Annotated in this window: 19 protein-coding genes, 1 tRNA gene and 2 pseudogenes; 10 read left to right on the top strand and 12 right to left on the bottom strand. The window is 68.9% G+C overall.

Annotated features, from left to right (window positions below):
• Positions 1-12 precede the first annotated feature (12 nt).
• Both EDD90_RS31645 and EDD90_RS31640 read left to right on the top strand, forming a co-directional pair.
• A complete protein-coding gene (locus tag EDD90_RS31645) occupies positions 13-1,332 on the top strand; it encodes a glycosyltransferase family 2 protein (protein ID WP_123976310.1) in 1,320 nt (439 codons plus the stop codon).
• Positions 1,325-2,518 (top strand): glycoside hydrolase family 26 protein, encoded by a 1,194-nt coding sequence (locus tag EDD90_RS31640; RefSeq protein ID WP_123976309.1) that lies wholly within the window; start codon positions 1,325-1,327, stop codon positions 2,516-2,518. The genes EDD90_RS31645 and EDD90_RS31640 overlap by 8 nt, the downstream gene beginning before the upstream one ends.
• On the opposite strand, the gene EDD90_RS31635 is transcribed toward EDD90_RS31640, so the two are convergent.
• Complete coding sequence (locus EDD90_RS31635) at positions 2,505-3,503, bottom strand: glycoside hydrolase family 26 protein (RefSeq protein ID WP_123976308.1); 999 nt, start codon at positions 3,501-3,503, stop codon at positions 2,505-2,507. The genes EDD90_RS31640 and EDD90_RS31635 overlap by 14 nt on opposite strands.
• A gap of 224 nt (positions 3,504-3,727) precedes the next feature.
• Here EDD90_RS31635 and EDD90_RS55735 point away from each other — a divergent pair.
• A tRNA-OTHER gene (locus tag EDD90_RS55735) sits at positions 3,728-3,818 on the top strand.
• 143 nt (positions 3,819-3,961) lie between these two features.
• Here the strand turns inward: EDD90_RS55735 and EDD90_RS31630 are convergent.
• Both EDD90_RS31630 and EDD90_RS31625 read right to left on the bottom strand, forming a co-directional pair.
• Positions 3,962-4,477 carry a PIN domain-containing protein gene (locus EDD90_RS31630; RefSeq protein WP_123976307.1) on the bottom strand — a complete coding sequence of 172 codons (516 nt, stop codon included), beginning with the start codon at positions 4,475-4,477 and terminating at the stop codon, positions 3,962-3,964.
• Positions 4,478-4,567: 90 nt separating this feature from the next.
• Positions 4,568-5,017 (bottom strand): helix-turn-helix domain-containing protein, encoded by a 450-nt coding sequence (locus tag EDD90_RS31625; RefSeq protein ID WP_123976306.1) that lies wholly within the window; start codon positions 5,015-5,017, stop codon positions 4,568-4,570.
• Positions 5,018-5,483: 466 nt separating this feature from the next.
• Here EDD90_RS31625 and EDD90_RS31620 point away from each other — a divergent pair, with 466 nt between their 5' ends.
• Positions 5,484-6,050 (top strand): Uma2 family endonuclease, encoded by a 567-nt coding sequence (locus EDD90_RS31620; RefSeq protein ID WP_123976305.1) that lies wholly within the window; start codon positions 5,484-5,486, stop codon positions 6,048-6,050.
• Positions 6,051-6,340: 290 nt separating this feature from the next.
• Here EDD90_RS31620 and EDD90_RS59120 read toward each other — a convergent pair.
• Together EDD90_RS59120 and EDD90_RS31610 are read right to left on the bottom strand one after the other, a co-directional pair.
• Positions 6,341-6,647 (bottom strand): annotated as a pseudogene (locus EDD90_RS59120) (aldehyde reductase); the annotation flags it as partial.
• Between the two features lie 531 nt (positions 6,648-7,178).
• Positions 7,179-7,457 (bottom strand): hypothetical protein, encoded by a 279-nt coding sequence (locus EDD90_RS31610; RefSeq protein WP_123976304.1) that lies wholly within the window; start codon positions 7,455-7,457, stop codon positions 7,179-7,181.
• 353 nt (positions 7,458-7,810) lie between these two features.
• On the opposite strand from EDD90_RS31610, the gene EDD90_RS57740 reads away from it, so the two are divergent.
• From EDD90_RS57740 to mgtA, 4 genes are all read left to right on the top strand, one after another.
• Entirely contained in the window at positions 7,811-8,164 is a 354-nt protein-coding gene (locus EDD90_RS57740; RefSeq protein ID WP_260328224.1) for a hypothetical protein, read from the top strand.
• Positions 8,165-8,314: 150 nt separating this feature from the next.
• The gene (locus EDD90_RS31600) at positions 8,315-8,521 is read left to right on the top strand and encodes a hypothetical protein (RefSeq protein ID WP_123976303.1); all 207 of its coding nucleotides are present in this window, start codon (positions 8,315-8,317) and stop codon (positions 8,519-8,521) included.
• A gap of 450 nt (positions 8,522-8,971) precedes the next feature.
• The gene (locus EDD90_RS31595; protein ID WP_260328223.1) at positions 8,972-9,256 is read left to right on the top strand and encodes a hypothetical protein; all 285 of its coding nucleotides are present in this window, start codon (positions 8,972-8,974) and stop codon (positions 9,254-9,256) included.
• 483 nt (positions 9,257-9,739) lie between these two features.
• Entirely contained in the window at positions 9,740-12,400 is a 2,661-nt protein-coding gene (gene mgtA / locus EDD90_RS31590) for a magnesium-translocating P-type ATPase (RefSeq protein ID WP_260328222.1), read from the top strand.
• A gap of 119 nt (positions 12,401-12,519) precedes the next feature.
• Here mgtA and EDD90_RS31585 read toward each other — a convergent pair whose 3' ends face one another.
• The 4 genes and pseudogenes from EDD90_RS31585 to EDD90_RS31570 all read right to left on the bottom strand — a co-directional run bounded on the left by EDD90_RS31585 (position 12,520) and on the right by EDD90_RS31570 (position 17,191).
• Positions 12,520-13,440, bottom strand: a complete 921-nt coding sequence (locus tag EDD90_RS31585) for a slipin family protein (protein ID WP_123976302.1) — start codon at positions 13,438-13,440, stop codon at positions 12,520-12,522.
• Positions 13,441-13,692: 252 nt separating this feature from the next.
• On the bottom strand, positions 13,693-15,345 hold the full coding sequence (locus EDD90_RS31580) for a GAF domain-containing protein (protein ID WP_398928645.1): 1,653 nt from the start codon (positions 15,343-15,345) through the stop codon (positions 13,693-13,695).
• A gap of 665 nt (positions 15,346-16,010) precedes the next feature.
• A pseudogene (locus EDD90_RS31575) lies at positions 16,011-16,523 on the bottom strand (tyrosine-type recombinase/integrase); the annotation flags it as partial.
• Between the two features lie 131 nt (positions 16,524-16,654).
• A complete protein-coding gene (locus EDD90_RS31570; protein ID WP_123976300.1) occupies positions 16,655-17,191 on the bottom strand; it encodes a hypothetical protein in 537 nt (178 codons plus the stop codon).
• 342 nt (positions 17,192-17,533) lie between these two features.
• Between EDD90_RS31570 and EDD90_RS31565 the strand changes: the two genes are divergently transcribed.
• Together EDD90_RS31565 and EDD90_RS31560 are read left to right on the top strand one after the other, a co-directional pair.
• Positions 17,534-18,451 (top strand): septum formation family protein, encoded by a 918-nt coding sequence (locus tag EDD90_RS31565; RefSeq protein WP_185149284.1) that lies wholly within the window; start codon positions 17,534-17,536, stop codon positions 18,449-18,451.
• A 56-nt stretch (positions 18,452-18,507) separates the two neighbouring features.
• Positions 18,508-18,927, top strand: coding sequence for a hypothetical protein (locus tag EDD90_RS31560; RefSeq protein ID WP_260328220.1), 420 nt, complete (start codon positions 18,508-18,510; stop codon positions 18,925-18,927).
• Positions 18,928-20,372: 1,445 nt separating this feature from the next.
• Here EDD90_RS31560 and EDD90_RS56430 read toward each other — a convergent pair.
• The 3 genes from EDD90_RS56430 to EDD90_RS31540 all read right to left on the bottom strand — a co-directional run bounded on the left by EDD90_RS56430 (position 20,373) and on the right by EDD90_RS31540 (position 22,972).
• Complete coding sequence (locus tag EDD90_RS56430) at positions 20,373-20,807, bottom strand: ZIP family metal transporter (protein ID WP_221305139.1); 435 nt, start codon at positions 20,805-20,807, stop codon at positions 20,373-20,375.
• A gap of 924 nt (positions 20,808-21,731) precedes the next feature.
• A complete protein-coding gene (locus tag EDD90_RS31545) occupies positions 21,732-22,460 on the bottom strand; it encodes a plastocyanin/azurin family copper-binding protein (RefSeq protein WP_123976298.1) in 729 nt (242 codons plus the stop codon).
• Positions 22,448-22,972 (bottom strand): hypothetical protein, encoded by a 525-nt coding sequence (locus EDD90_RS31540; RefSeq protein ID WP_123976297.1) that lies wholly within the window; start codon positions 22,970-22,972, stop codon positions 22,448-22,450. The genes EDD90_RS31545 and EDD90_RS31540 overlap by 13 nt, the downstream gene beginning before the upstream one ends.
• Between the last annotated feature and the right edge of the window lie 81 nt (positions 22,973-23,053).

Below are 23,053 nucleotides of genomic sequence, written 5' to 3'. Positions count from 1 at the left end.
CCAGGGAAGGTCATGCTTGCGTATTTGCTGGAATTGAGAGAATGGCGGAACAACGGGGTCGTCTACCCGTTCGCTGTTTTCATGACCATGGTCTGGTCCCTCTGGATCATCCGCATTCTGCTGGCCCGCCGCTACAAACCGTGGAAGCGACCCTGGCAGACGACGACCTCTGTCATCATTCCCGTCGTTGACGAGCCGGAAGACCTTTTCCGTTCCGTACTCCAGCGAATAACCGAGCAACAGCCGACCGAGGTCATCGTCGTCATCAACGGCCGACGCAACCCGGTTCTGGAGGACATCTGCACCGACATGGGCGTCGACTGGCGCTGGACCGAGATACCCGGCAAGCGCAACGCGCTGCGCGTCGGCCTGGAGGAGGCGACCGGCGAGATCGCCGTACTCGTCGACTCGGACACCATCTGGACCACGGACACCCTGGCCGAACTGGTGAAACCCTTCCGCGATCCCGAGGTCGGCGGTGTCACCACCCGGCAGCGGATCCTCGACCCCGGGCGTTCGGTACTCACCCGCTGGGCCGACTGGCTGGAGAGCGTCCGCTGCCACTACTCGATGCCCGCGATGAGTGTGGTCGGCACGGTGGGCTGCCTGCCCGGCCGGACCATCGCCTTCCGTCGGAGCATCCTGGAGAACTGCATGGAGGACTTCCTCAGCGAGAAGTTCCTCGGCGTCTTCCTGGAGGTCAGCGACGACCGGACGCTGACCAACTACACCCTCAAGGCCGGGTACAAGAGCGTCTACCAGTCCACCTCGCTCGTCTACACCGACGCCCCGCTGGAGCTGCGCAAGCTCGCCAAGCAGCAGTACCGCTGGGCGCGCGGCTCGCAGTACAACACCCTGCGGATGTTCTGGTGGATGCTGCGCCACGCGAAGATGCTCTGGCTGTTCTACATCGCCGATATCCTGGTGCCCTTCGTCCTGCTCGGCACCTTCGCGTCCTGGGCCGTCGCAGCCTGGCGGCGCGACAAGCCCGGCATCTACAACCAGCTGCCGCTGCCTCAGACCCCTTGGCACGCGCTGGTGTTCGTCCTCGGCCTGGCCGCCCTCATGTCCCTGATCTCCATGGCCATCCGCTTCGGCCGCCACTTCGCCTACCGGCCCAAGGACATGTTCTTCCTGCCGGTCTTCATGATCATCAACACGCTGCTCCTGCTCCCGGTACGCCTCCTTGGCTTCTTCCGCATGGCCCACAACGCTAGCTGGGGAACCCGCGCCGACAGCTTCGCCGGCGAACGCACCCGCAGCCCGCTCGTCGTGGTCCCCTACCTGCTGGGCGCCGCCCTGCTCTTCGGATCGGTGATGATGAGTGTCTAGCGCAGACGCACCCCCCGGCCGGGCTCACGCCAAGCGCCTGCACTGGTGGAACCGCGGCAGCGGTGTCCGGCTGCGGCTGTGGATGGCCGTCAACGTCGTCGTCCTGTCGCTCCTCAGCTACGGCGTCTACCTCCTCGCCAACTCCAGCTCCGACCCGGTGTACCAGGGCCTCGGTGTCCCCGCGGCCGAGCCCGGCATCAAGGACCGGCTCACGTCCGGGGCGTCCGCCACCCGCACCACCGTCCCGAAGAAAGCTTCCTTCACCGCTCCCGAAGGCAAGTACTTCGGGCTCAGCAGCACCCAGATCCCCTGGTCGTTCAAGAAGACCGACACCCTGGCCAAGGCGGCCGGGCAGCGGCCGACCATGTCCGAGTACTTCGTCAACTGGAACGAGGACTTCGACCCCACCGCCGTCGACGCCTCCTACCGGCAGGGCATGCTTCCGGTGATCTCCTGGCAGCCCTGGGCCGGCCGCAAGGAAGGCACCAACCAGCCGAAGTACGCCCTCTCGAAGATCGCCGACGGCACGTACGACGCGTACGTCACTCGCTTCGCGAAAGCCGTCGCCGGCCACAAGTGGCCCGTGGTGATCCGCTTCGCCCACGAGATGAACGGCGCCTGGTACCCCTGGTCGGAGCGGCGCAGCGGCAACCACAAGGGCGACTACGTGAAGGCCTGGCGGCACGTCCACGACCTCTTCGAACAGGCCGGCGCCGACAACGTCATCTGGCTGTGGAGCCCCAACATCCTGCGCCCGGTGCCCAAGGTGAGCCTGGCCGAGTTGTATCCCGGCGACGACTACACCGACTGGATCGGCACGGTCGGCTACGCCGTGCACGAGAAGACCGCGGCCGCCGTCTTCGACCCGACGCTGAAGAAGCTGCGCAAGCTCACCGACCACCCCATCGTCATCACCGAGGCCGGCGCGCAACCCGGCGCGTCGAAGGCCGCGTGGATCAGCGACTTCTTCGACTGGCTCGGAAAGAGCGAGCAGGACGACGTCATCGGCTTCATCTGGTTCGAACGCGACCGGGAACAGGGCGGCGGCGCGGACTGGCGCTTCACCGAGAACACGGCGACGCTCAAGGCGTTCCGGCACGGGCTCGCGGACATCGACCTGACCGGGGTGGCTGACGTGTCGACGCCGGGGACACTGACGGCCTCCGCCACCACTACGACCGGCTGATCCTCGTCAGTCGTACGGTGGCCAGCCCGCCGGCGAAGGCACGGGTGGTCCCCGGGGTCTGGCTGAAGCGCCAGTCCTGGTGACCGCCGTCGGCACGGCTGCGCTCGAACCACACGAAGCCGATCACCTCCCGATGCGCGGCGAACCAACGAAAGAAGGCGGCTATCCAGGCTGCCTTCTTCCGGCCCGGCCGGGCCCCGGTCTCCGCGATCACCACCGGGCGGCCGGTCAGCCCGCGCAGCCGGGCGAGTGTCGCGTCGAACACCGCATCCGCCGTGGACTCGTCGTCCTGATAACCCGTCATCCCCACCAGGTCGACGTACGCGTCCCCGGGGTACAGCTCGCGCAGGGACACCGCGGGCGCGTCCCGCACCACGTTCGGACTCCACAGCCAGACGACGTTGCCCGCTCCGACGCGGGCGAAGAGGTTGTGGACATGCCGCCAGGCTTTCACGTAGTCGCCCCTGTGGTTGCCGTTGCGCTGCTCCGACCACGGGAACCACGTGCCGTTCATCTCATGCGCGAAGCGGATCACGACCGGTCGCCCCTGCGCGCGTACCGCCTTCGCGAAGCGCGTCACGTAGGCGTCGAAGCCGCCCCCGGCGATCTGCGCCAGCGCGTACCGCGGCTGCCGTGTCCCCGCGCTGGAGCCGGACCACGGCTCCCAGGTCAGCAGCGGCACCGCCCCCTGCGCGTACGACGCCCTTACCGCAGCCGGACGGAAACCCTCCGTCCACTTGACGAAGTACTCCAGCAGGTTCGGCGCGCTCCCCGCCTTCCGGGCCACCGCGGCCGTCTCCGCCCGGGACCAGGGGGCTTGCCGGGTGCTCACCCCGAAGTACCGGCCCTGCGGTGCCGTGATCCGCCGCACCGCGTCTTCCACCGGCTTTGCAGACTGCGGCTGCCCGGAGACACAGCCGGTGAGCAGCAGCCCCAGGGTTAGCACCGGGGCCGCCACGAACCGCGCTGCAGATCCTGCCGTCACCGCGACATGATCGCACTTCACTCCTGGCACGCTTCAGACTGCCTGCTCCTGAGGAGCGCCGGACAAAGCCGCATCGTGCGCAGCGTGGATTCCAAGCAGTTCGCCCCGCATGCCGGTGGCTGTCTCTATGGAGAGTCCGCGCATCCAGAACGGATTCAGCACACATCAGGCCGGGAAATCCCGTGAAAATGCGAGAACCGTCGAGGGGTGTTTTCGCAGGCCAAGCACCCTGTAGCCGACGTTCCCGCAGGTCACGGCCCCGCCCAGAGAAAACTCCTAAAGCGGGTGTCGCAGGTTCGAATCCTGCCGGGGGCACGGCGCAGCGCATTACACGGCTGACCTGGGGTTTCTCTCGCAGGGAGGCGTTCTATTCGGCCTCGGACTCCCCGTCCGGGGCCGTTTGCGTGAGCATTCGATTCCCGTCGTCCGCTCGCGAGCCGCCATCGCAGCAGCTGGGCTCAGTGCCCGAGATGCCGCGCCAGGAGGCCGGCGAAGCCTGGCAGGCCGGCCTTCGCGAGTCGGGCGATGGCATCAGCGATCGCGACGGGCGGGTTGCGCTTCTCTCCGGCAAGCCTGACCACCGTGTCCGCCACCTCATCCGGCACATCGCCATACAGCCCGCACACGTACGAATCCGGGTCGTTCACCCGCACTCCGCGCTCAGCCAAGTCACCCGCAGGGAAGTCGGCAAGGTTCCAGGTGACCAGCGCGGCGGCACCGGCAGCCACCGCTGCCGCCGCATGGTGCCGGTCGTCGGGGTCATCGCCCGGCATCTCATCTACAAGATGCCCATAGGACGCCGCCGTGATCTCACAGTCAGCGAAGAAGCGTCGAACGGCGCGGCCAACCGCGGCAGCCGACTCCGCTGAACGCCTACCCTCCCGGACGATGACCCGCTCCCACTCCGCGAGGAGTCGCTCGGACCACACGATCTCGTGGACGGAGTCCTCCGTGGGAGCCAGCATCACGTCCATCACCGAGAACGAAAACTAGACATTGGTGTCCACGAAGACCCACGGCGCCACGCTTCCCCCTCTGCTTCACCGCTGGCGGTGAGATCCGAATCAACTGGCCGAGTCGGCGTCGTCCAACACGTCGGCGATCTGCCGCCGCCCCTCCCTGCGGCGCTCACGCCGCTGCTGGAACGCCAGCACATCGGCAAGGCGCACCACACGGTGACTACTTCCGGGCAGGTTCATCGACGGGATGTCGCCGGCGTCAAGCAGGCGGGTGACGAAGGGTCGAGACAGGCCCAGAAGCTCAGCAGTCTCAGCAGGCGACAGCTGAACCTCGGAGGCCAGGACCGTGACTGCATGTCCGCGGGCCAGCTCGCCGGCGGAGGCAAGGAGAATGCGGACCAGTTCCCGTGGCAGCGCCAGTTCGCCGCCGTCCGAGGTACGCACCAGAACCTGAACCTGCTCTGGCACCAATCGGGCAGTCGCGGCGAGCGCACACTGATGCGAGGGATTCGGTTCGACCTTCTCAGCACGGGCAAGAACGCTCGTACGAGCCATAGCCGCCTCCAATCGCTGTCCAGACAAGAACTCCATCTGAAATAACTGTGACCGAGGGGTCTTGCGCAGACAACCGCAAGGGTCACCAGGGACGGCGCACGGTGGTCAACCGGGGGTGCACCTGGACCGGAGGAACTACCTCCACGGCGCCTCGCGGAGGGGGGCCTCGCCACCCACCCGATACAGCACGACGACGTTGCCGGGCGCCTCCGCCAGCATGGCCCGCACGGGGTGAACTCCATGCCCCGGCGATCAGCGGGGTCCCGGAGCGGCGAGTTGAACGCCTCGTACGTCCCTCGCCGAAGGCACAGCTGCCGACCGCTTCCGCAGGCCGGCCTGGCCCTCACTTGTCGTGAGTTCGCTGCCGGGGAGTGACGTGAGCGAGATCAGCGTGCCGGACGGATGGCGGACAGTACGCTGAGTCCAGCGGGATCGGGCCCGCAGCACAGTGTCCGGGAGGTGCTTCATGACGGCCGAGATGGTGGCCCCGGCGTGGATGCATGAGCAGATCACGGCGGAGGAGTACGAGTCCTGGTCCGAGGAACAGTGCGCCGGCATCGAGATCGTGGACGGGATGGTCGTCGTGAGTCCGAGCGCGTCCAAGCGGCACAACCGGCTGGCGCGGATTCTGGCGAACGCCCTGGATGCCGCCGCGGGCCCGGAGTGGAACGCCGACACGGACTTCGACGTCCGGCTTCAGGACGTCCCGCTCACCAATCGCCGCCCGGACGTCGTCGTGTACCGCGCAGACACGATCGACATCACCCCCACCCGCCCTGAGCACGTGCTGCTGGTCGCGGAGGTGGTGTCGCCAGGCTCGGAGACCACCGACCGGATCGTGAAGGTCGACCAGTACGCCAAAGCAGGCATCGGCTTCTACTGGCGGATTGAGCAAGCCGCGACAGGCGTTCCTCTCGTGTACACCTACGTTCTCGACCCCGCGACGAAGACCTACCGGGAGGGAGACGTGTTCACCGGCGTCCTCAAGGTAGCGGCCCCCTTCCCGGTGGAGATCGACCTCGGCCAACTCTGACCACGCCCTGTTCAGCAGTCGGCAGCGCGTGAGCGATGCGTGAGCGGACGGCCCGACACAGGGCAGCATGAGCCGGATCAAGTGGCTCGCCGTGCCGTTCCGACCAGGGAAAACAGCACCGCGCGGCAGCGCCGGGTACCACCCGGCAAGGATTCGATCCCACTCCTGAAGCCTCCTGAAGCGGGTGTCGCAGGTTCGAATCCTGCCGGGGGCACGCTGTGGTGCACGGGCCTCGCCAGGCCCCACCCGATCCGCGCGCAAGGCCGGCGCATCGGTCGGTCAGCAGATGGTCATCCCCCGATGCCGTGGGCGAGGAGGCTCTCGGCGGTTTCCGCGATGGTGTCCTCGATGGGACGTGCCCGCCACCCGAGGAGCTGCTCCGCCTTGGCGCTTGTGGCGTCGAGATCCCGGCCCAACTGGTGCCTCAGCAGTCGCAGTTCCGGGTTCAGGATGCCCAGGGCGCGCGAGCCACACGGGCAGTTCACGGGTCGGGGCCTTCGCAGCGTGCTCACCCAGGCGGTCATGGGGAATGCACGCGATTTCAACGACGCGCAGGCTGTGCCCGGCGATTGCGAGGAAGCGCTCGTCCGCGGCTGCATCCGCCTTGACGGACTGCGAGTCGATCACCCCGGCCGTCGGCTCGGCGTCCCGCCCCAGCTCCTCGCGGACCTTCGCCCGGAGCCGGGCGTGGAACTCCTTCGTCGTCTCCGACTCGTACCACTGTGAACGCCTGCCCCGGTCCCGGTCGGCATGGGCGCCGGTCTCCGGGGAGGTGCTGGTGCACATCGCCTTGGCCGAGGTCACCGGCCGTACGTTTCCCCTGACCGGCGGCCCACTCGGCGGTGGCCGGCCACCTCGGCCCGGCGTCGTCGCGACAGGAGTGACGCCGAGCATCGGAGAGACAGAAAATGGGTAATCATGACTTGACGCCTATATAGTGAAGAGTTTGCCGATCTCTCCGAGGACCCGATGGGACCGTTCCCGACTGGTCCGGGCGTGTCAGACTCCGGCCCGGCCGATGACATTCCCCAGATGCTGCGCTTCCCCGATCCCGCGCGGCTGGAGCTGGACCGCGCCGTACAGGACCTGCTCGACCGCGCCGGCGAGGTACTGCGCACTCAGGGTCGGCTACGGGATCTGCTGCGTGCTGTCCTCGCCATCACCGCCGACGTCACCTCGCCCGGCGGGCTGGACCACCTGTTGACCACAGCCTGCGCCCTGCAGCACGCCCGGTACGGCGGCCTCGCCGTCTTCCATGCGACCGGTGATCTGGCCGAGTTCCTCCAGATGGGCACCGGTCCTGCAACCTCCGAGGGCATCAAGCGCTGCGGGCCCGAGAACGAAGGCGTACTGCGGCAGCTCGCCAACGGCCGGCAGCCGCTGCGGATCGATGACCTCACCGTCCATCCGATCATGGCCGGCACCTGGCCGTGCAGCGCGCCAATGCCGAACTCCTCGCCCGCGTCGAGGACCACGAACGCATCGCTCAAGGTCTGCGCGACCGGGTCATCGAATCGAGGAGATCTTCACCGTCAGCCTCGCCCTCAACAAGGTGGCCGGCACCGCACCCGGCGACCAGCAACAGGCACTGGAGGCCGTCAGCCACCTCGACACCGTCATCAAGGACATCCGTGCCACCGTCTTTGACCTGCAACACCACAACCAGGCACAACCAGGGCGCAGCCCACAGGTGACCCGGCCACCAGTCGAGCAAGAGGCAGGCGGCCGACCACCTGGCGCCTCGGGGAAGGGATGAAGTGATGGCCTATCCACACCATCACCGCCATCATGCGACACAGCGCTGGCACGCACGAGCGGCCGACCGGCGGGCACGGGCCGCTGCGCGCCGCTGGCGCCACACGGGCAACGAGCCACGCTGGGCACAGAGCGACCTGCCCGCCCGGCGCCTCCTCTCCCGCATCTTCGGAGCCCTGTTCGTGCTGGGTGCCGCTGGTTTCGCGCTGCTGGCCTGGAAAGCAGGCCCGACCTCCCACCCCGATCGGCTGGTGTTCATCGCGCTGGCCGCGCTCTGCGCAGCGTCCACCGTCGTTGCCATCACCGACCTGTACGTGATCCGGCGCCGAACAGCTGAGCAACGTCGCTGGAGACGCTGACCCGTACTCGCACTGCCCAGCATTCCGGCCCAGGCGCCCAGCCCACCATGTCAGACGTGTGGATGGCTCCCCGGTGACCCACTCGTTCTCCCACGCCCTACGTCCACGACCGGTGAGGCTGAGCTGAGCCCGCCGTGGTCCTGGACGCCCGTGTTCGACCTCCTGTGGTCGATGAAGGGTGCGCTCGAACACGCGCAGCGGGGCGAGCCTTCGGCGGCCGGCTTCACCGAGAACGCCGAGCTGATCGAGTTCGTCCCGGAGGGCGACAAGGTGCGAGTCTCATGCCCGTACGCAACGGCAGAGGCGACCTGCGAAATCGTTGATCTCAAGAACGCCTGGCCGGCCCGGCCTACCTGACCGGACCTTCATCTTCTCCTGGCCGTTCGTCAGGCATGTCCAGGATGGGCTCTCGGGTGTACCGAGGGCTCCCCGGCGGTGGGGCCGCACCAGGGACCATGAGTCCGGCGAGGAGCCCGCTTAGATCATCCGTGGACAGCGCCAGGCCCAGGGTCTGCACAATGCGCAGAGCACAGTCCCGGATGGACTGAGCGTCCGTCTCGGGCACCGCCGTGCTCCTGATCTCGTCACACACTCGACTGAACTGCACAGCGCTGATCGTTGGCCGGCTTACCGGTTGCACCATGGTGCGCTCCTCCTGGAAGAACGGGCCCCACCCGCTCTTCCAGAAAGCGCTGAGCACACCCCGACGGCAACTGGAAAGAGCCGGCGCGCAGCGGCCAGGCCTATACAGCGGCCGATCGCCGGGTCGTCTCTTGGCCGTGCGAGGTCGGCCGGCATCGACCGACGATGACGGACACCCACGGCATCGGACGGAAGCAGCCACCCAGGTCGTGGCCCATCCGCACGCTCAGCACCGCGATATCGCCCGCCGCCTGCAGCAGCGTCTGCTCACTCACAGACCTGCGCTCTTCCCTCGGGGTCACCCTGCTGCACCCTGCCGACCGGGCAGGACAAGCCGCCTTCTCGTCCTGGGGCTGGCAGAACATGGGTGAGGTCGTCGGGCTGCCCGGCCCCGTCGCCCCCTGCGTGCTGACCCTCTCTGTCGAAGGGCAGCCCGTGGCACGCCGATGATTTGGCAGAGGAGCGACGAGCCGGCGGTCGTACCTGCCGGGGCGGTCACGCCACCCGTCGTGCGCCGTACGGACGTGTCCCGACGCGATGGCTGTCTGCCGCTCCGCGCGATGGCCGCGCAACACGCCGGGCGCCACGGCCGGGAGTAGCCTGACAGGTACCGAGAGCTCTTCGGGCGCACGACCACGGCGGCGCCGTTCCCGGGCGGCCAGAAGCCGCCCCGAACGGGATCGCACGATGAACGCCATCACAGAGCCCGCCGAAGGTACGTGCCGGGCGTCAGGCCGCGCCGGGCGTCAGGCCGCGCTGGGCATGCGATGCTGGAACCCTGGAGCGCGCCGGGTCCTCGGGCCCCGCGTTCTCACCGGGCGTGACGGCCCCAGGGCGGCGATGCGTAATGGCCGGGCAGCAGTGCCGGGATCGTGAGAACAGCCGGTACCAGGGTGTGCGGGAGGGTGCGCCCTGCCCGGGAGGCGGGGCGGGGTGAGCGTCTCCGCTCCGGCGCAGGAGTCCGTGCTCGCGCCCGGGGTGATGTCGGCGGCGGCCTTGTCGGGGGACGACGTCCTGCGTGAACTCGGTGTCGTCGCCGCCGAGGGTCTCGGCGGCGAGGATGTCGTACGACGGCAGGCGCGGTTCGGCCCCAACGCGGTCGCCACACACCACGCCCGGGTGTTCCCTGTGCTGTGGCATCAGCTGCGCTCTCCTCTGCTCGGACTGCTGATGGCGGCTGCTGTCGCGTCTTTCCTGGTGGGCGAGCGAAACGACGCGGTGATCATCGGGCTGATCGTGACCGCGTCCGTCGGACTGGGCTTCGTCAACGAGTACCGGGCCGAGCAGGCGGCCGAGGCGCTGCACTCCCAGATCCACCACCAGGCCGTGGCGCTGCGCGACGGCCGGGCGAGCCTGGTGGACGTCACGGCGCTGGTCCCCGGTGACGTGGTGGAACTGCGGCTGGGCGACATCGTTCCGGCGGACCTGCGGCTGCTGCGGGTCACCGGTCTGGCGTGCGACGAGTCGGTGCTGACCGGCGAGTCGCTGCCGGTGGACAAGAACCTCGCCGCGGTCGCGGCCGGGACCCCGTTGGCCGAGTTGTCCGGGTGCGCGCTCATGGGCACGGTCGTCCGGACCGGTTCCGCCCGCGGGGTGGTGGTGGCCACCGGGGCGCACACCGAGTTCGGGAAGATCGCCGCCGGGCTCGACACCCACCCGCTCGACACCGAGTTCCAGGTCGGCCTGCGGCGCTTCTCGCTGCTGCTGGTCTACGTCGCGGGCGCGCTGACCACCTCGATCTTCGTGATCAACGTCGTCCTGCACAAGCCGGTCATCGACGCACTGCTGTTCTCGCTCGCCATCGCGGTCGGGATCACCCCGCAGCTGCTGCCCGCGGTCGTCTCGACCAGCCTGGCCGCCGGGTCGCGCCGGATGAGCCGGCGCAAGGTGCTGGTGAAGCGGCTGGTCTGCATCGAGGACCTGGGCGACGTCGATGTCCTGTTCACCGACAAGACCGGCACGCTCACCATGGGCCGCATCGAGTACATGCGCGCCGTCCCCGCCGACGGCCACGGCTTTGAGGCGGTGGTGCGGTGGGGACTGCTCAGTACCGAGAACGCGGCGCGGGACGCGCAGGACGTCGGCGGGAACCCGTTGGACCAGGCCCTGTGGCGGTCTCCGGCCGCCGCGGGCGAGCGGGCCGCCCTGGACGGGTACACACAGGTCGCGGTACTGCCCTTCGATCACGAACGGCGCATGGTCTCGGTCCTCGTGCGGGACGGGGACGGGCGTTCGAGCCTGGTCACCAAGGGTGCTCCGGAGACCGTCCTGGACCGCTGCGTCGAGGTTCCGCCCGAAGCCCGTGCGGCGCTGGCGGCGGAGTTCGCCGCGGGGAACCGGGTGGTTGCCGTCGCCACCCGGCCCGTCGCCCCCGGAACGCAGACCGTCGAACCCGACAGCGAGCGGGGGCTGAGCCTGGCCGGGCTGCTGGTGTTTCTCGACCCGCCCAAGCCGGACGCCGCCACGGCGCTGCGCAGACTCGCCGGCCTCGGAATCGCGGTGAAGGTCGTCACGGGCGACAACGCCGCGGTCGCCGCCAAGGTCTGCCACGACCTGGGGCTCACCGACGCGGGCGCGATGACCGGCAGCGAGGTCGACGCGCTGGACGACGCTCAGCTGGCCGAAGCGATCACCAGAACCACCGTCTTCGCACGGGTGAGTCCCGAGGCCAAGGCCCGCATCGTGCACGCCCAACGGCTCAGCCGCGGCGGCGTGGCGTTCCTGGGCGACGGAGTCAACGACGCACTGGCCCTGCACGCCGCCGACGTGGGCATCTCCGTCGACTCGGCCACCGACGTCGCCAAGGACGCGGCCGACGTCATCCTGCTGGAGAAGGACCTCGACGTCCTCGCGGACGGTGTGGCCGAGGGCCGCAGGATCTTCGCCAACACCATCAAGTACGTACTGATGGGCACGTCCAGCAACTTCGGCAACATGGCCTCCGCCGCGGGCGCCTCGCTGTTCCTGTCCTTCCTGCCGATGCTCCCCTCACAGATCCTGCTGAACAACCTTCTCTACGACAGCAGTCAGCTCGCCATCCCCACCGACAACGTGGACGAGGAACAGCTGCGGAAGCCCTCGCACTGGGACATCGCCTTCATCCGCCGGTTCATGATCTGCTTCGGGCCGCTCAGCTCGGTGTTCGACTTCCTCACCTTCGGCGTCATGCTCTGGGTCTTCCACTCCGGGCCGGCCCAGTTCCGCTCCGGCTGGTTCGTCGAGTCGCTGGCCACCCAGACCCTGGTGATCTTCGCCATCCGTACCCGGCGCGTCCCGTTCTTCCGCAGCCACCCCAGCCTGCCGCTGACTCTCGCCGCGCTCGGCGTCGTCCTGGTCGGCACGGTGCTGCCGGCCACCCCGCTCGCCCACGCCCTGGGCTTCCAGCCGCTTCCCGGGGCGTTCTTCGCCGCGCTGGTCGGCATGGTCCTCGCCTACCTGGTCCTCATCGAAATCGGCAAACGGCTTTTCTACGGGGCCGTGGCAGTGGCACCTCCGGTTCCCCGGCACTACGCCGACCGTCGTCACCTGCGGCGCCGGGCCGGCCGCTTCAGCACTGCCGCGCCCCGCCCCACGCCGGCCGACGGCCCGCCGTGATGCGGACCGTCGGCCGGCGGCGAGCGGCGGGGCGCGGACAGGGCAGGAGATCACCCTGCGGTGACCCGGCAGGCGGACATGCGCCGTGGGTCACCGCGGGCTCGCGGCCACAGGGGACCTCACCTGGTCTCGGTCGCCCCACTCGGTGCCGGCACGCGAGCGGAGTCGGTCAGGCCCAGGGCCGGTACGGCGGTGGGGGACGGCGGCACCGTGGCGGGAGTCCCCAGGGCCGGTACGGGTGCGGGAGCCGGCGGCACCGTGGCGGCGGCCGCGGTCGCTTCGCGGGTGAGGAAGGAGCCGAGTTCTCCGATGGTGCTCATCAGCGGTGCCGGGAAGACGACGGTGGTGTTCTTGTCCACGCCGATCTCGACCAGGCTCTGCAGGTTGCGCAGTTGCAGGGCGAGCGGGTGGGCCATCATCGTGTCGGAGGCGTCCCCCAGGGCGGCAGCGGCCAGGGACTCTCCCTCGGCGTTGATGATCTTGGACCGCTTCTCCCGCTCGGCCTCGGCCTGCCGGGCCATCGCGCGCTTCATGGACTCGGGCAGCTGGATGTCCTTGAGCTCGACCAGGGTGACCTCCACGCCCCATTCGGCGGTGGTGATGTCGAGGATCTGGCGGATGTCCAGGTTGATGCGGTCGGTCTCGGACAGGGTCTCGTCCAGGGTGTGCTGGCCGACGACCTTGCGCAGGGTGGTCTGGGCGATCTGGTCGATCGCGGCGTTCACGTTCTCGATCGCGATGACCGACTTCACGGCGTCGACCACGCGGAAGTAGGCCACCGCGGAGACGTCGACGCTGACGTTGTCCTTGGTGATGATGCCCTGGGACTGGATCGGCATCGTGACGACCCGCAGCGACACCCGGTGCAGGGCGTCGACGAACGGGATGATGAACCGCAGCCCCGGGGAGCGTGTTCCGACCAGTCGGCCGAAGCGGAACAGCACCCCTTTCTCGTACTGCTTGACAACCTTCACGGCCATGGCGAGCGCCACGAGGGCCAGAAGGCCGACCACGACGATGAGAACGATCAGGACTTGCATACAAGGCTCCTCGGGACGAGGACCACGGCGTTCGCGCGAGGTCCCGGAAATGGGTCGGCGGAGCACCTGACGCCAGGGGCGAGCACTCTGTGAGTGCTCGTGTCCCGTCGCGAGAAGCGCGGTTCACCGGCACCGGGCACCCGATGCCGTACGGGCCTCGGGACCGGCCGTGTGTCCAGCATCGCTCGACGCGCACGCGCACCGCTTGGGCCGAACGGTCCCCACCGTGGCCGCCCCCGCACAGGCGAGAGATCAGCCCTTGTCCGCGGGCAGGGGGACGGTCCAGTCGAGGGTGGTGCCGGTGGGCCGGTGCCGGTCGACGGTGAGGGTGCCACCGAGTTCCGTGGCGCGGATGCGGAGGGCGGCCAGTCCGCTGCGACGGGTGCGAGCCGGGTCGACGCCGCGGCCGTTGTCGCAGACCCGCAGCCTCAGGTGCGCGGCGGTGGCCTCGACCGTGACGTCCACGGCGGTGGCGTGGGTGTGCCGGGCGGCGTCGGCGAGGGCTTCGCGGAGCACGGCGAGCAACTGGTCGGCGATGTCGTCGGCGACGAGGGTGTCCAACAGGCCGGTCATGCGCAGGGCGGGAGTGAAACCCAGGGTCGCCGCGGCCTCGCCGGTCTCGGCGACCAGCCGCGTCCGCAGGCGGGTGTGCCCGGCGCTGTCACGCTGCCCCAAGGCGTAGATCGTCGATCGGATGATCCCGATGATGCCGTCGAGGTCGTCCACGACCCCTTGGACGGCCTCTGCGGCCTGCGGGCGGTCGGCGACCTGCGCGAGGACCGATTGCAGGGCCAGTCCTCCGGCGAACAGGCGCTGGATGGCCAGGTCGCGCAGGTCGCGGGCGATGCGGTCACGGTCGCCGAGGAGCAGGAGCTGTTCGGCGGCGCGGCGGTGCTCGGCGATCTCCAGGGTGAGTGCGGCGTGGTTGGCGAATCCGGCGATCATGGCGACGGTCGCGTCGGCGAAGGCGGAACGACCGGGGAGATCGCCGACCAGCAGAACGCCCCGCACGTGTTCGGGGGTGCCGAGCGGGACCAGGAAGACCGGCCCCAGCGGCATGAGGGCGGTGTCGTGTTCGGTCCGAGGGTCGGAATTCCAGTCGCCGACCGTGATCGTCTCGCCGGAGGTGTAGACCTTCGCGGCCAACGTGCTGGCCGACAGCACCAGCCCGCGTACGCGGTCGGCGTCCTGGCCCGCGGCGGCTTCGACGACCAGGTCGCCGTTGCGGGACACGGGCACGGCGAGGGCGACCAGATGCGCGTCGGCCATCTCCCGGACGGTGTCGGTGAAGATGTCCAGGACCTCGGCCGGGGCCGTGCCGGACAGCAGGCTGCGGGTCAGTTCGCCGCTGGCCGCCAGCCAGCGTTCACGGCGGTGCGCCGTTTCGTACAGCCGGGCGTTGTCGATCGCCACCCCGGCCGCTGCGGCCAGCGTCACCAGCACCGCCTCGTCATCGGCGTCGAACTCGGCCCCACCGCGTTTCTCGGTCAGGTACAGGTTGCCGAACACCGCTTCGCGCACCCGGAGGGGAACACCCAGGAAAGTCCGCATCGGCGGATGCCCGGCCGGAAAACCGACGGCCTCCGGGTGCTCGTTGAGGTCGGCAAGCCGCAGCGGGCGCGGTTCACGGATCAGCAGTCCGAGGATGCCCCGGCCCTCCGGGGGGTGCCCGATGCCGGCGAGGGCCTTCTCATCGATCCCGTCCGTGACGAACTCTTCGAGACCGCCTTCCTCGCCCAGTACGCCCAGCGCCCCGTACTCGGCGTCGACCAGGGTGACTGCGGACCGCACGATCTGCCGCAGCACCGTACCCAGGTCCAGATCGGTCCCGACGGCCAGGACCGCCTCCAGCAGTCCGTGCACCCGCTCCCGGGCGGAACGCACTCGCGTGATCTGGGCCTGCATGTCCTGCAGTCGCCCGTCCAACCGGAACTGGGGCGCCGCCCCGTCCCCGGTGCCCTCTGTAGGGTCCGTGTCCTCGTCCACTCCGGCTCCCCTCGGGAGGAAGACTCCCTCCGGTCCCTCCAGCATGCATCCGGGAAGCAGCCGTCGACCCGTCGAGGACGGAACCACGTCCGAACGTCGCATCGAACAGACAGGCCGGCAACCGACGCGGTCGGCGCCACCGTCCTCCCGACGGACACAGGACGTGAAGCCGCACAGGGAGCTCAGGCAACCGTCTTCACCTCCGGCACCGACGACATGAGTCAACTCCTCGCGGGGCACTCCGTGCGAGTCGAGAAGGTCTGGCGAAACGCCGCCCGCGCTGCGCTCCGACCACTCGCCGGCTACCCCCGAGCAGCCCATGGCCCTGTCGGACAGGATCCACCGGCACGTATTCAGCACACACGGGAACGGGAAGCACCGTGAACACGTGAGAACCACGGAGGAGTGTTTCCCCTGGTCAGACATCCCATGGCCCACATCTCCCCAGGTCAGCGCTACGTCCAGGGAAAACTCCTGAAGCGGGTGTCGCAGGTTCGAATCCTGCCGGGGGCACCAGGCAAAAGGCCCCGGACCGATCATGGTCCGGGGCCTTTGACGTCCAGTTTTGACATCAACGGGGGCGGTCAGTCGCGACCGGGGCGCCGCTTTCGCAGTAGCCGGTCCATGTGGCTCATGGCTTCGCGCTGGGTGTCCTGCACGACGTGCATGTACACGTCCGTGGTGATGCTGATCTGGGAGTGCCCGAGGATCTCCATCACGACGCGGGGCGCGACTCCAGCCGCCGTGAGGAGGGTGGCGGTGCCGTGGCGGGCGTCGTGCAGGCGGATGACGCGGAGGCCGGCGGACTCGGCGACGCGGGTGAAGGAGCGGTAGAGGTTGCACGGCTCGACGGGGCGGCCGGTGCGAGTAGCGAAGACGTAGTCCGAGTCCCGCCACCTCTCCCCCGCCTTGGTCCGGGCATCTGACTGCCGCATGCGGTGCCAGCGCAGGGGCGCGATGCAGAGGGCGGGCAGAGGGACAGCTCGGCGACGGCGGCTCTTGGGGTCGTCGTCGTAGAGGACGCCACGGCGACGCTGGACCTGGTGGCGGACGTAGAGAACGCGGTTGTCGAGGTCGAGGTCAGACCAGCGGAGGCCCCGGTGAACAAGGGGAAGCCACGGGGAATCCCGCATGACATCGCAGGTCAGCGACTCCGCAGGCCAGGCTCCATCCACGTACGCGATCTTCCAAACTCGTTCCGTTCATGAGAGCGGAGCGTAGGCATCATTCATATCCCGCCGCCTGAAGGCACACGGAATACCGGGCCTCGGGCCCCCAGGACACCGGGTACGCCCTGCCATAGGGCTGCACCGTTCTCCCGCTCCCAGTCCGCTGTCGCCCGGGACCGCACCCACGCAGCCAGGGCTGCCGGAATCAACATGACGGGCGGCATCACCTGATGGAACGTAACGCCGATGAGCACCATCCAGCAGCCTCCCGCCCCGACGAATCCGGCCGTGCGCCGTAGCGACAGCCGTCGCGCCGCATCCCGGCCCGCGTGCGGTTCGTCGACGCTGTCGATCTGCGCGGCCTGCTCGTACTTGCGGCGGAGCCGGGCGGGTAGACGGAAACCGAGTGGCAGCAGCCCCAGGCACCCCAGGGTGACCGCAACTGTGCCCACCAGCAGGGTCTCCAGCCGGTGAGTCGTCCCGATCAAGACCAGCAACAACCCTTCGGACAACACCGCGCCCGCGCCCATCATCAACGCAGACGTCTGCTCGAAGTACACCACCCTTATCAGCCCGGGTCCGGTGTCCCCAGTCATCGTCCCAGCTCTCCCTCCCCGAACCCGCACAGGCAGGGAAGATCCAACGCCGTGTGGAACGCGGGGTCAACCGGCCCCGTGTCAGAACATCGTCAAGCCCCGGCTGCGCGCCGCTCCTGCCTCCGGCCCGCTCAACCGCGCTGCGCCGACGCGCGCCCACTGGTGGATAGGGCCGGGGCCATGAGTCGATCACATAAACCAAAGCCAGTGGGTCTACGTGGCGAAGGCTCGCCGTTGGCCAGATCAGGCGGGAGTCAAATGCGCACTGGGGGGACTGAGATGCCTGGTCGTGTGCGAAGATCCGGCTCCGCATACGTGTTTGCCGAGGTCGACCGGAGACCCATGTCCGCCGTACCGCTGCCCGCGCCGTCTGAGCCCGGCTCCAAGCGCAACCAGAAGCGCCGCAACCTAGCGATCGTGGGTGTGCTGGCGCTCGGTGGGGTCGTGCTGGCGATGAGCCTGGTCAGCAGGGCGATCGCCGGTGACGCCGACGAAAATCCGGATAAGCGGATGTCTGGCGCAGGGGACCGGTCGGCCGTAAGCCTCGCGGTGGGCGACTGCTTCACTAGCTCGCAGCACAAAGAGGTCTACTCCGCGGTACCCGTGTCGTGCTCCCGGCCACATGACGGGGAAGTGTTCGCCACGGTCGCTCTCACCGGGTCCAGCGGCGCCGACGACGTCCTCGCCAAACGGTCGTACCACCGGTGCAGCGATCGTCTGACCGACTACGTCATGGACGACTGGTCCTTGCCCCACACGATGGGCATCAACTACTACTACCCGACCCGTGAGGTCCAGCACTCGGGTAACAGGACCGTCACCTGCTTTGCGGCCGACACGGACGGTCAGACCACTGGCAGCGTACGCGAGCAGGAGACCAGCCTGGCAGCAGACCAGCTTGCCTTCCTCAGGCTGGAACTGGCCTCCGCGCGCGTCTTCAAGACCTATCCGCACCTGGGCAGCACGGCCGCCAATCGCGTCTGGGCTGCAAAGATGGCGGCCGCGCTGGACCATGAGGCTGATGGCCTCAATGTCGCCAACTGGTCTGCCGGCGCCAGGCCGAAGGTCACCGCCTACGTCGGGGAGCTTCGAAAGAGCGCCGAGCTGTGGCGCAAGGCTGTGGCGGCACGTTCGGACAACAGTTACTGGGCCCGTTCTGACGACGCCTGGCCACACCCTTCCTACACGTACCAGCGGGACGTCCGGAAGGCTCTGCGACTGGCTTCGGATGTCCCCACCTCTTTCGGGCCGCCGTTCTAGGATCGACACGCCTCGGGTCGCTGATCAGCCTGCCTGATTGGGCCGCCTGTCGCGCGGTGGTCCGGCGCAACATCGATCCGACCTCGGCGGCGGAGGTCTTCCGACCGGCCCTGCAGGCCGAGTTGCAGGAGCGGCCCTACGCCTTCGACATCCAGGTCCAGCTCTGCACCGACCTGGAGCGCATGCCGGTGGAGGACACGACCGTGGAGTGGCCCGAGCAGCTCTCGCCGTCCGTCACCGTGGCCAAGCTGCGGCTGCCGCAGCAGGACATCTCCGGCCCGGAAACCCTGGAGAAGATGGACTCACTGTCCTTCACGCCCTGGCGTGTCACCGCCGAGCACGCGCCCCTGGGCAACATCATGCGGGCCCGCAAGGAGGTCTACCGACGCTCCTCCATCGCACGCCACAAGCTCAACCAGCAGCCGCGCACAGAGCCGCGCAGCGCCGACGAAGTCCTCGGGCCAGTCGCTCCTTGATCATCAGCTGTGATCGACGGTCGAACCGGACCTAGGACCAAGAGGGCGTGCCAGACGCGTGCCAGATCCTGCGGGGAACCACGGGGAACACCGGGGAATCGGCGGACCCGCCACCAGGTGTCGAAACCCTTCCGCCGCAGGTCGGCCCTGTGGCTAGCCGCTGATCACCTCAGCTTCCCAAGCTGAGAGTCCGCCAAGGCACCGAAGTGGGCACTTCCACGTCGGGGTCGGCCGCCGTCATGGACGATAACCGCATGCGGTACTTCAACGGCACAGGCTGGCTCGCAATCTTCACCGGCACAGAGACGACGATCGGTCGGACAGTGCACGTGGACGCCTGGGACGAGGCGACGGGCGTGGCACTTGTGGTCGATCCCAAACGCGGTACCCGCCGCCCCGTGACGGACTACCCAGATTTCTCCCACCTGGAGCAAGCCGACCAGGTGGTAGCCGCCGTACCAGGTGGCGGCTGGCGCGCGTACTGGAGGACGAAGGGCCCAGCAACGGGCCATTGACCGAGCAGGTTCTTGCTTGGCTGGTCACGGCCAGAGGACGCGCCACCCCGATCACCGTCGACGTCCGCGGACACGTGGACGATGCTGAGAGCGCCGACCGCCTTATCCCACCCCGGGAGGAGTGAGGGAGCCTCCCCGGCACCGCCGTTCAGTGGAGGTGCCGACCGCTGGCCTCATAGAGGATGAGGGGGGTGGGATCTACGGCCTGCAACATAGTCCCGAGGTGGCTCCCGGGGACCTTTATGCCCACCCCCCTTGACCGCGGACCTCGAAGGTTCTCTGACCGGTCTCACTCCACCAGGCAAACTAGCAAGTGGCACTGATAACGGTCCGGGCCCCGGAGGAGCGACGGTGCCTCGCCGCTGTACAGCAACGAAGTTCAGCAACCCCAGAGGGCTTCTGACATCCACGGCTGACATCAACGACGCCGGACGGGGACGTACATCAGCGACTCTGACCGGCCGCCGCACCAGTCGACGACACCAGCGGGAGCGGGCTTGGATCGAACTCCTGAAGCGGGTGTCGCAGGTTCGAATCCTGCCGGGGGCACGCTTGACCTGGTCGCAGGACTAGGTCTGCCTACTTTGGTAGCCGCCTGCTGCAGAGACGGTTGCAAGTGCCAGAGATCAGCGCGGGGAGCAGCGCCGGTCGAAATGGCCTGGCGAGGCTTGGTCCGGACCATCCCCGCGGGTGCGGGGAGCAGTCCGAGGCGCGTGCGTTTCAGCCAAGCCTTCGGCCTGGGGGTTCAGGGGCGAGCGGGGCGTTCCGGCCTGGGCGCAGCGCGCGGTGGTGACCGTTCCGTACAGCGTCGGGCGGGGGTGGATGAGACCAGAACCGAGAGGGGACATCTGTCGGTCCTCGCTGGTCAGCGACACTTTGGGATTCCGGCCCGCCGACCGGCCTGGAGCGGTTGACGGGCTGCCGGTCGGTTCACGCGCCGGCTGCCGTGACGACGGCGTCCGTGGCGAAGCCGAGGAGGAGGCCGAGCAGGATGCACCAGGTGGTGAGTGTCTTCAGCCCGGTCCTGCGGGCAACGGCCAGCAGCTCGATGACCACGTAGAGGATCGAACCGGCGGCGAGGCCGAGGAAGGCGATCGACAGGGTGTCGTTGACCAGGTGCCGGCCGACGAGCGTGCCCAGGAAGGTGGGGCCGCCGCCGATCAGGCCGAGCCACAGGAGGGTGAGCCAGGACGGGCGTTCACCTTCCGCTGCCAGTGGTGCGACGATGCCGAAGCCCTCGGTGGCGTTGTGCAGGCCGAAACCGATGATCAGCAGGACGGCGAGGGAGAGTTCGCCCCGAGCGGCGGAGTTTCCGATGGCCAGGCCCTCGGCGAAGTTGTGCAGGCCGATACCGGTGGCGATCATCAGCGCCAGGGCCCCTGCCTGGCTGCGGACCTTCGGGGCCAGCTCGGCGGTGGCGGCGGCGCCGGGTCCCGACGGGCGGTCGGCAGACGTCCGGCGGCGGCCGATCCAGCTGTCTGTCGTAATGCACGAGACCGGCCAGACCGATCGTCAGACCCACAGCCAGAGTGCCGCCCCCGGAAGCACCGGTTGCCCACTCGTGCTTGCCGAGCGCCTCGTCAACCGGCTCCCACGTGTGGGTCAGCACGTCCCACACGAGGAAGACGAGGATACCGATGGCCACGGCGTTCAGGCCCGCCTTGAGGCGGGGAGTTGGTGCGCGGAGTCGGCCGATCGGGAGGCCGAGGTAGATGGTGAAGCCGGCGATGGCGCCGAGCAGGGTGACGTTTGCGCTGGACATGGTGACTCCGGTCTGACGTGCGGGACGCAGACCGAGTAAAAGTTAGATAAGGCTTGCCTAACAATCCCTGAAGCGCCATTTCACGCAAGCTTGGTGAAGTCATTACATGGGGGCGCGGCGGGCCCGATGGCCCGCCCCGGGCCTGGCCGGCCGTCAGGGGGTGCGCGAACGCCGCACCGGCCAATCCATCCGGCATCGTTGCCCGTATATGAAGTCAGCGGAAAGGGGTGCCGAGACCCACCGCCCCAGCACTCTCCGAGCGCCTCCTCGGCGTCGGGTGTACGGCGGGCGATGGACACGCCGGCCCCGCTCCCGGACGGGGCACCGTACCTGCTCGACCGGTGAAGCGGCGCGCTGCGAGCCGCTACGCCCTGGTCTCTCAGCTCTGCTGGTGGGGCGCCGTCGTCGGATTCACCAACAGCCAGCACCAGGGTGTGCCATCTCCTGGCCGGGGGGTGAGGGACGCAGTCGCCTCTTGTGGCGGCAACGCCGACCGGCATCTGGAAGCGCCGCACTTGGCGCCGTGCTCAGTTCCTGTCCGCCTCGACGTCAGCCGTTGAGGGAGCTCCGGACGCGGCCGCGGAGCGGGAGCCGACGAGCAGCAGGCACAGCACCGCGACCCCTGCGACAATGCCTGCGAGGACGAGCAGCGGGTCGAGCGGCCGGGCGGCTGCGGCGCTGTCGGCGGCGGTCGGGACCTGTGCCTGAAGCGTGGGCGCCGTGCTCTGAGCGCGGGAGAGCGGGCTGTTGGACGCGGCTGGTACGGCGGCCGCCGACGCGGTGGCATCCGGGTGGGTGGACGCGGTCACCCGGGCAGGGGTGCGCGAGGCAGCCGTCTTGGTGGGGCCCGAGGGGTTGTTGTGCTGGTGGGTGGGCGCCGCGGTGGTTGGCTTCTGGGTGGCGGCGGCTTGGACCACGAGCTGGGCGGTCATGCCGGGGTGCACGGTGCAGACGTAGCCGTACGTGCCCGCAGTGGTGAAGGTATAGCTCCAAGTGCCGCCCTTGTTGAGCATCGGGGAGTGGACCGATGCGGGGCCGGACGTGGTCTTCACGTCGTGCGGCGCCTGGTCATGGTTGACCCAGGTGACGGTGTCCCCGGCGGTGATGGTCAGGGAGCGTGGGGCGAACGCGTAGCCGGACATGACGACTTGGTGGCCGGCGGCGCTCGCCTGCGGAGCGCCGAGGAAAGTGACGGCGCCCGTGGAGAGGAGAGCGGCGAGCAGGATCCGCGGGATCCGGGTGGTCAGGCGGGACATGTGAACTCCGCGGCGACAAGCAGACGCAGTCGGTCTGCGGGGCGGATGCGGGACAGGACGAAACCGGTGGTCCGACGCAGAGGGCCGTACGGGACCTGGGCGGTGCCGAGGACGAGGAGGCTGTCGTCGGCGCGGTCGACGACGCGCAGTGTGAGGGTGGCCGGGACGGAGGGAACAGTCGGGTCGCCGGTGGCGAGTACACCGGGTATACGCAGCCGGGCGCCGTCGGCCTCGGGCTCGACTGCGGTGCTGACGAAGGAGAGTTCGTCGCCGCCGAGCGCGACGCCGGTCAGTTTCAGGCTGAGGACGGTGTCGGAGGCCGACGGCGCGACGGTCAGCGCGGCCTCGCCCGCGGTGAGGCGACGGCGCAGGGTGACCAACGGGCCGAGACGGGTGGTGAGTTCGACGATGCAGCGGTCGCCGTCCGCGGTGTAGGTGCCGGGGCGCGGCAGCCGGGCGGGAATCGGATCGGTCGGCGGGAGGGGCGTTGCGGGGAAGGTCTGTGCGCTCATCGGGGCACCTCGACATGACGAGGGGGCGAGGGACAATGGCCTGCGGTGGCGGGCCGGCCGACTGTGACTCGGCCGGCCCGC

Origin of the sequence: Streptomyces sp. Ag109_O5-1, from assembly GCF_003814875.1 — a bacterium.
GTDB classification, from domain to species: domain Bacteria; phylum Actinomycetota; class Actinomycetes; order Streptomycetales; family Streptomycetaceae; genus Streptomyces; species Streptomyces sasae.
Note: the sequence above shows the minus strand (reverse complement) of the source record. Positions and strands in the feature narration are given on the sequence as shown.

What these genes read in the sequence shown, in the direction of transcription:
- EDD90_RS31585 (WP_123976302.1), bottom strand. Translation starts at nt 13,440, where the DNA reads ATGCAAGTCCTGATCGTTCTCATCGTCGTGGTCGGCCTTCTGGCCCTC.
- EDD90_RS31630 (WP_123976307.1), bottom strand. Translation starts at nt 4,477, where the DNA reads ATGGACGTGATGCTGGCTCCCACGGAGGACTCCGTCCACGAGATCGTG.
- EDD90_RS31645 (WP_123976310.1), top strand. Translation starts at nt 13, where the DNA reads ATGCTTGCGTATTTGCTGGAATTGAGAGAATGGCGGAACAACGGGGTC.
- EDD90_RS31620 (WP_123976305.1), top strand. Translation starts at nt 5,484, where the DNA reads ATGACGGCCGAGATGGTGGCCCCGGCGTGGATGCATGAGCAGATCACG.
- EDD90_RS31565 (WP_185149284.1), top strand. Translation starts at nt 17,534, where the DNA reads ATGTCCGCCGTACCGCTGCCCGCGCCGTCTGAGCCCGGCTCCAAGCGC.
- EDD90_RS31545 (WP_123976298.1), bottom strand. Translation starts at nt 22,460, where the DNA reads ATGTCCCGCCTGACCACCCGGATCCCGCGGATCCTGCTCGCCGCTCTC.
- EDD90_RS31580 (WP_398928645.1), bottom strand. Translation starts at nt 15,345, where the DNA reads ATGCAGGCCCAGATCACGCGAGTGCGTTCCGCCCGGGAGCGGGTGCAC.
- EDD90_RS56430 (WP_221305139.1), bottom strand. Translation starts at nt 20,807, where the DNA reads ATGATCGCCACCGGTATCGGCCTGCACAACTTCGCCGAGGGCCTGGCC.
- EDD90_RS31540 (WP_123976297.1), bottom strand. Translation starts at nt 22,972, where the DNA reads ATGAGCGCACAGACCTTCCCCGCAACGCCCCTCCCGCCGACCGATCCG.
- EDD90_RS31570 (WP_123976300.1), bottom strand. Translation starts at nt 17,191, where the DNA reads ATGACTGGGGACACCGGACCCGGGCTGATAAGGGTGGTGTACTTCGAG.
- EDD90_RS31625 (WP_123976306.1), bottom strand. Translation starts at nt 5,017, where the DNA reads ATGGCTCGTACGAGCGTTCTTGCCCGTGCTGAGAAGGTCGAACCGAAT.
- EDD90_RS31610 (WP_123976304.1), bottom strand. Translation starts at nt 7,457, where the DNA reads ATGGACGGTGAGGTCATCGATCCGCAGCGGCTGCCGGCCGTTGGCGAG.
- EDD90_RS57740 (WP_260328224.1), top strand. Translation starts at nt 7,811, where the DNA reads ATGGCCTATCCACACCATCACCGCCATCATGCGACACAGCGCTGGCAC.
- EDD90_RS31595 (WP_260328223.1), top strand. Translation starts at nt 8,972, where the DNA reads ATGACGGACACCCACGGCATCGGACGGAAGCAGCCACCCAGGTCGTGG.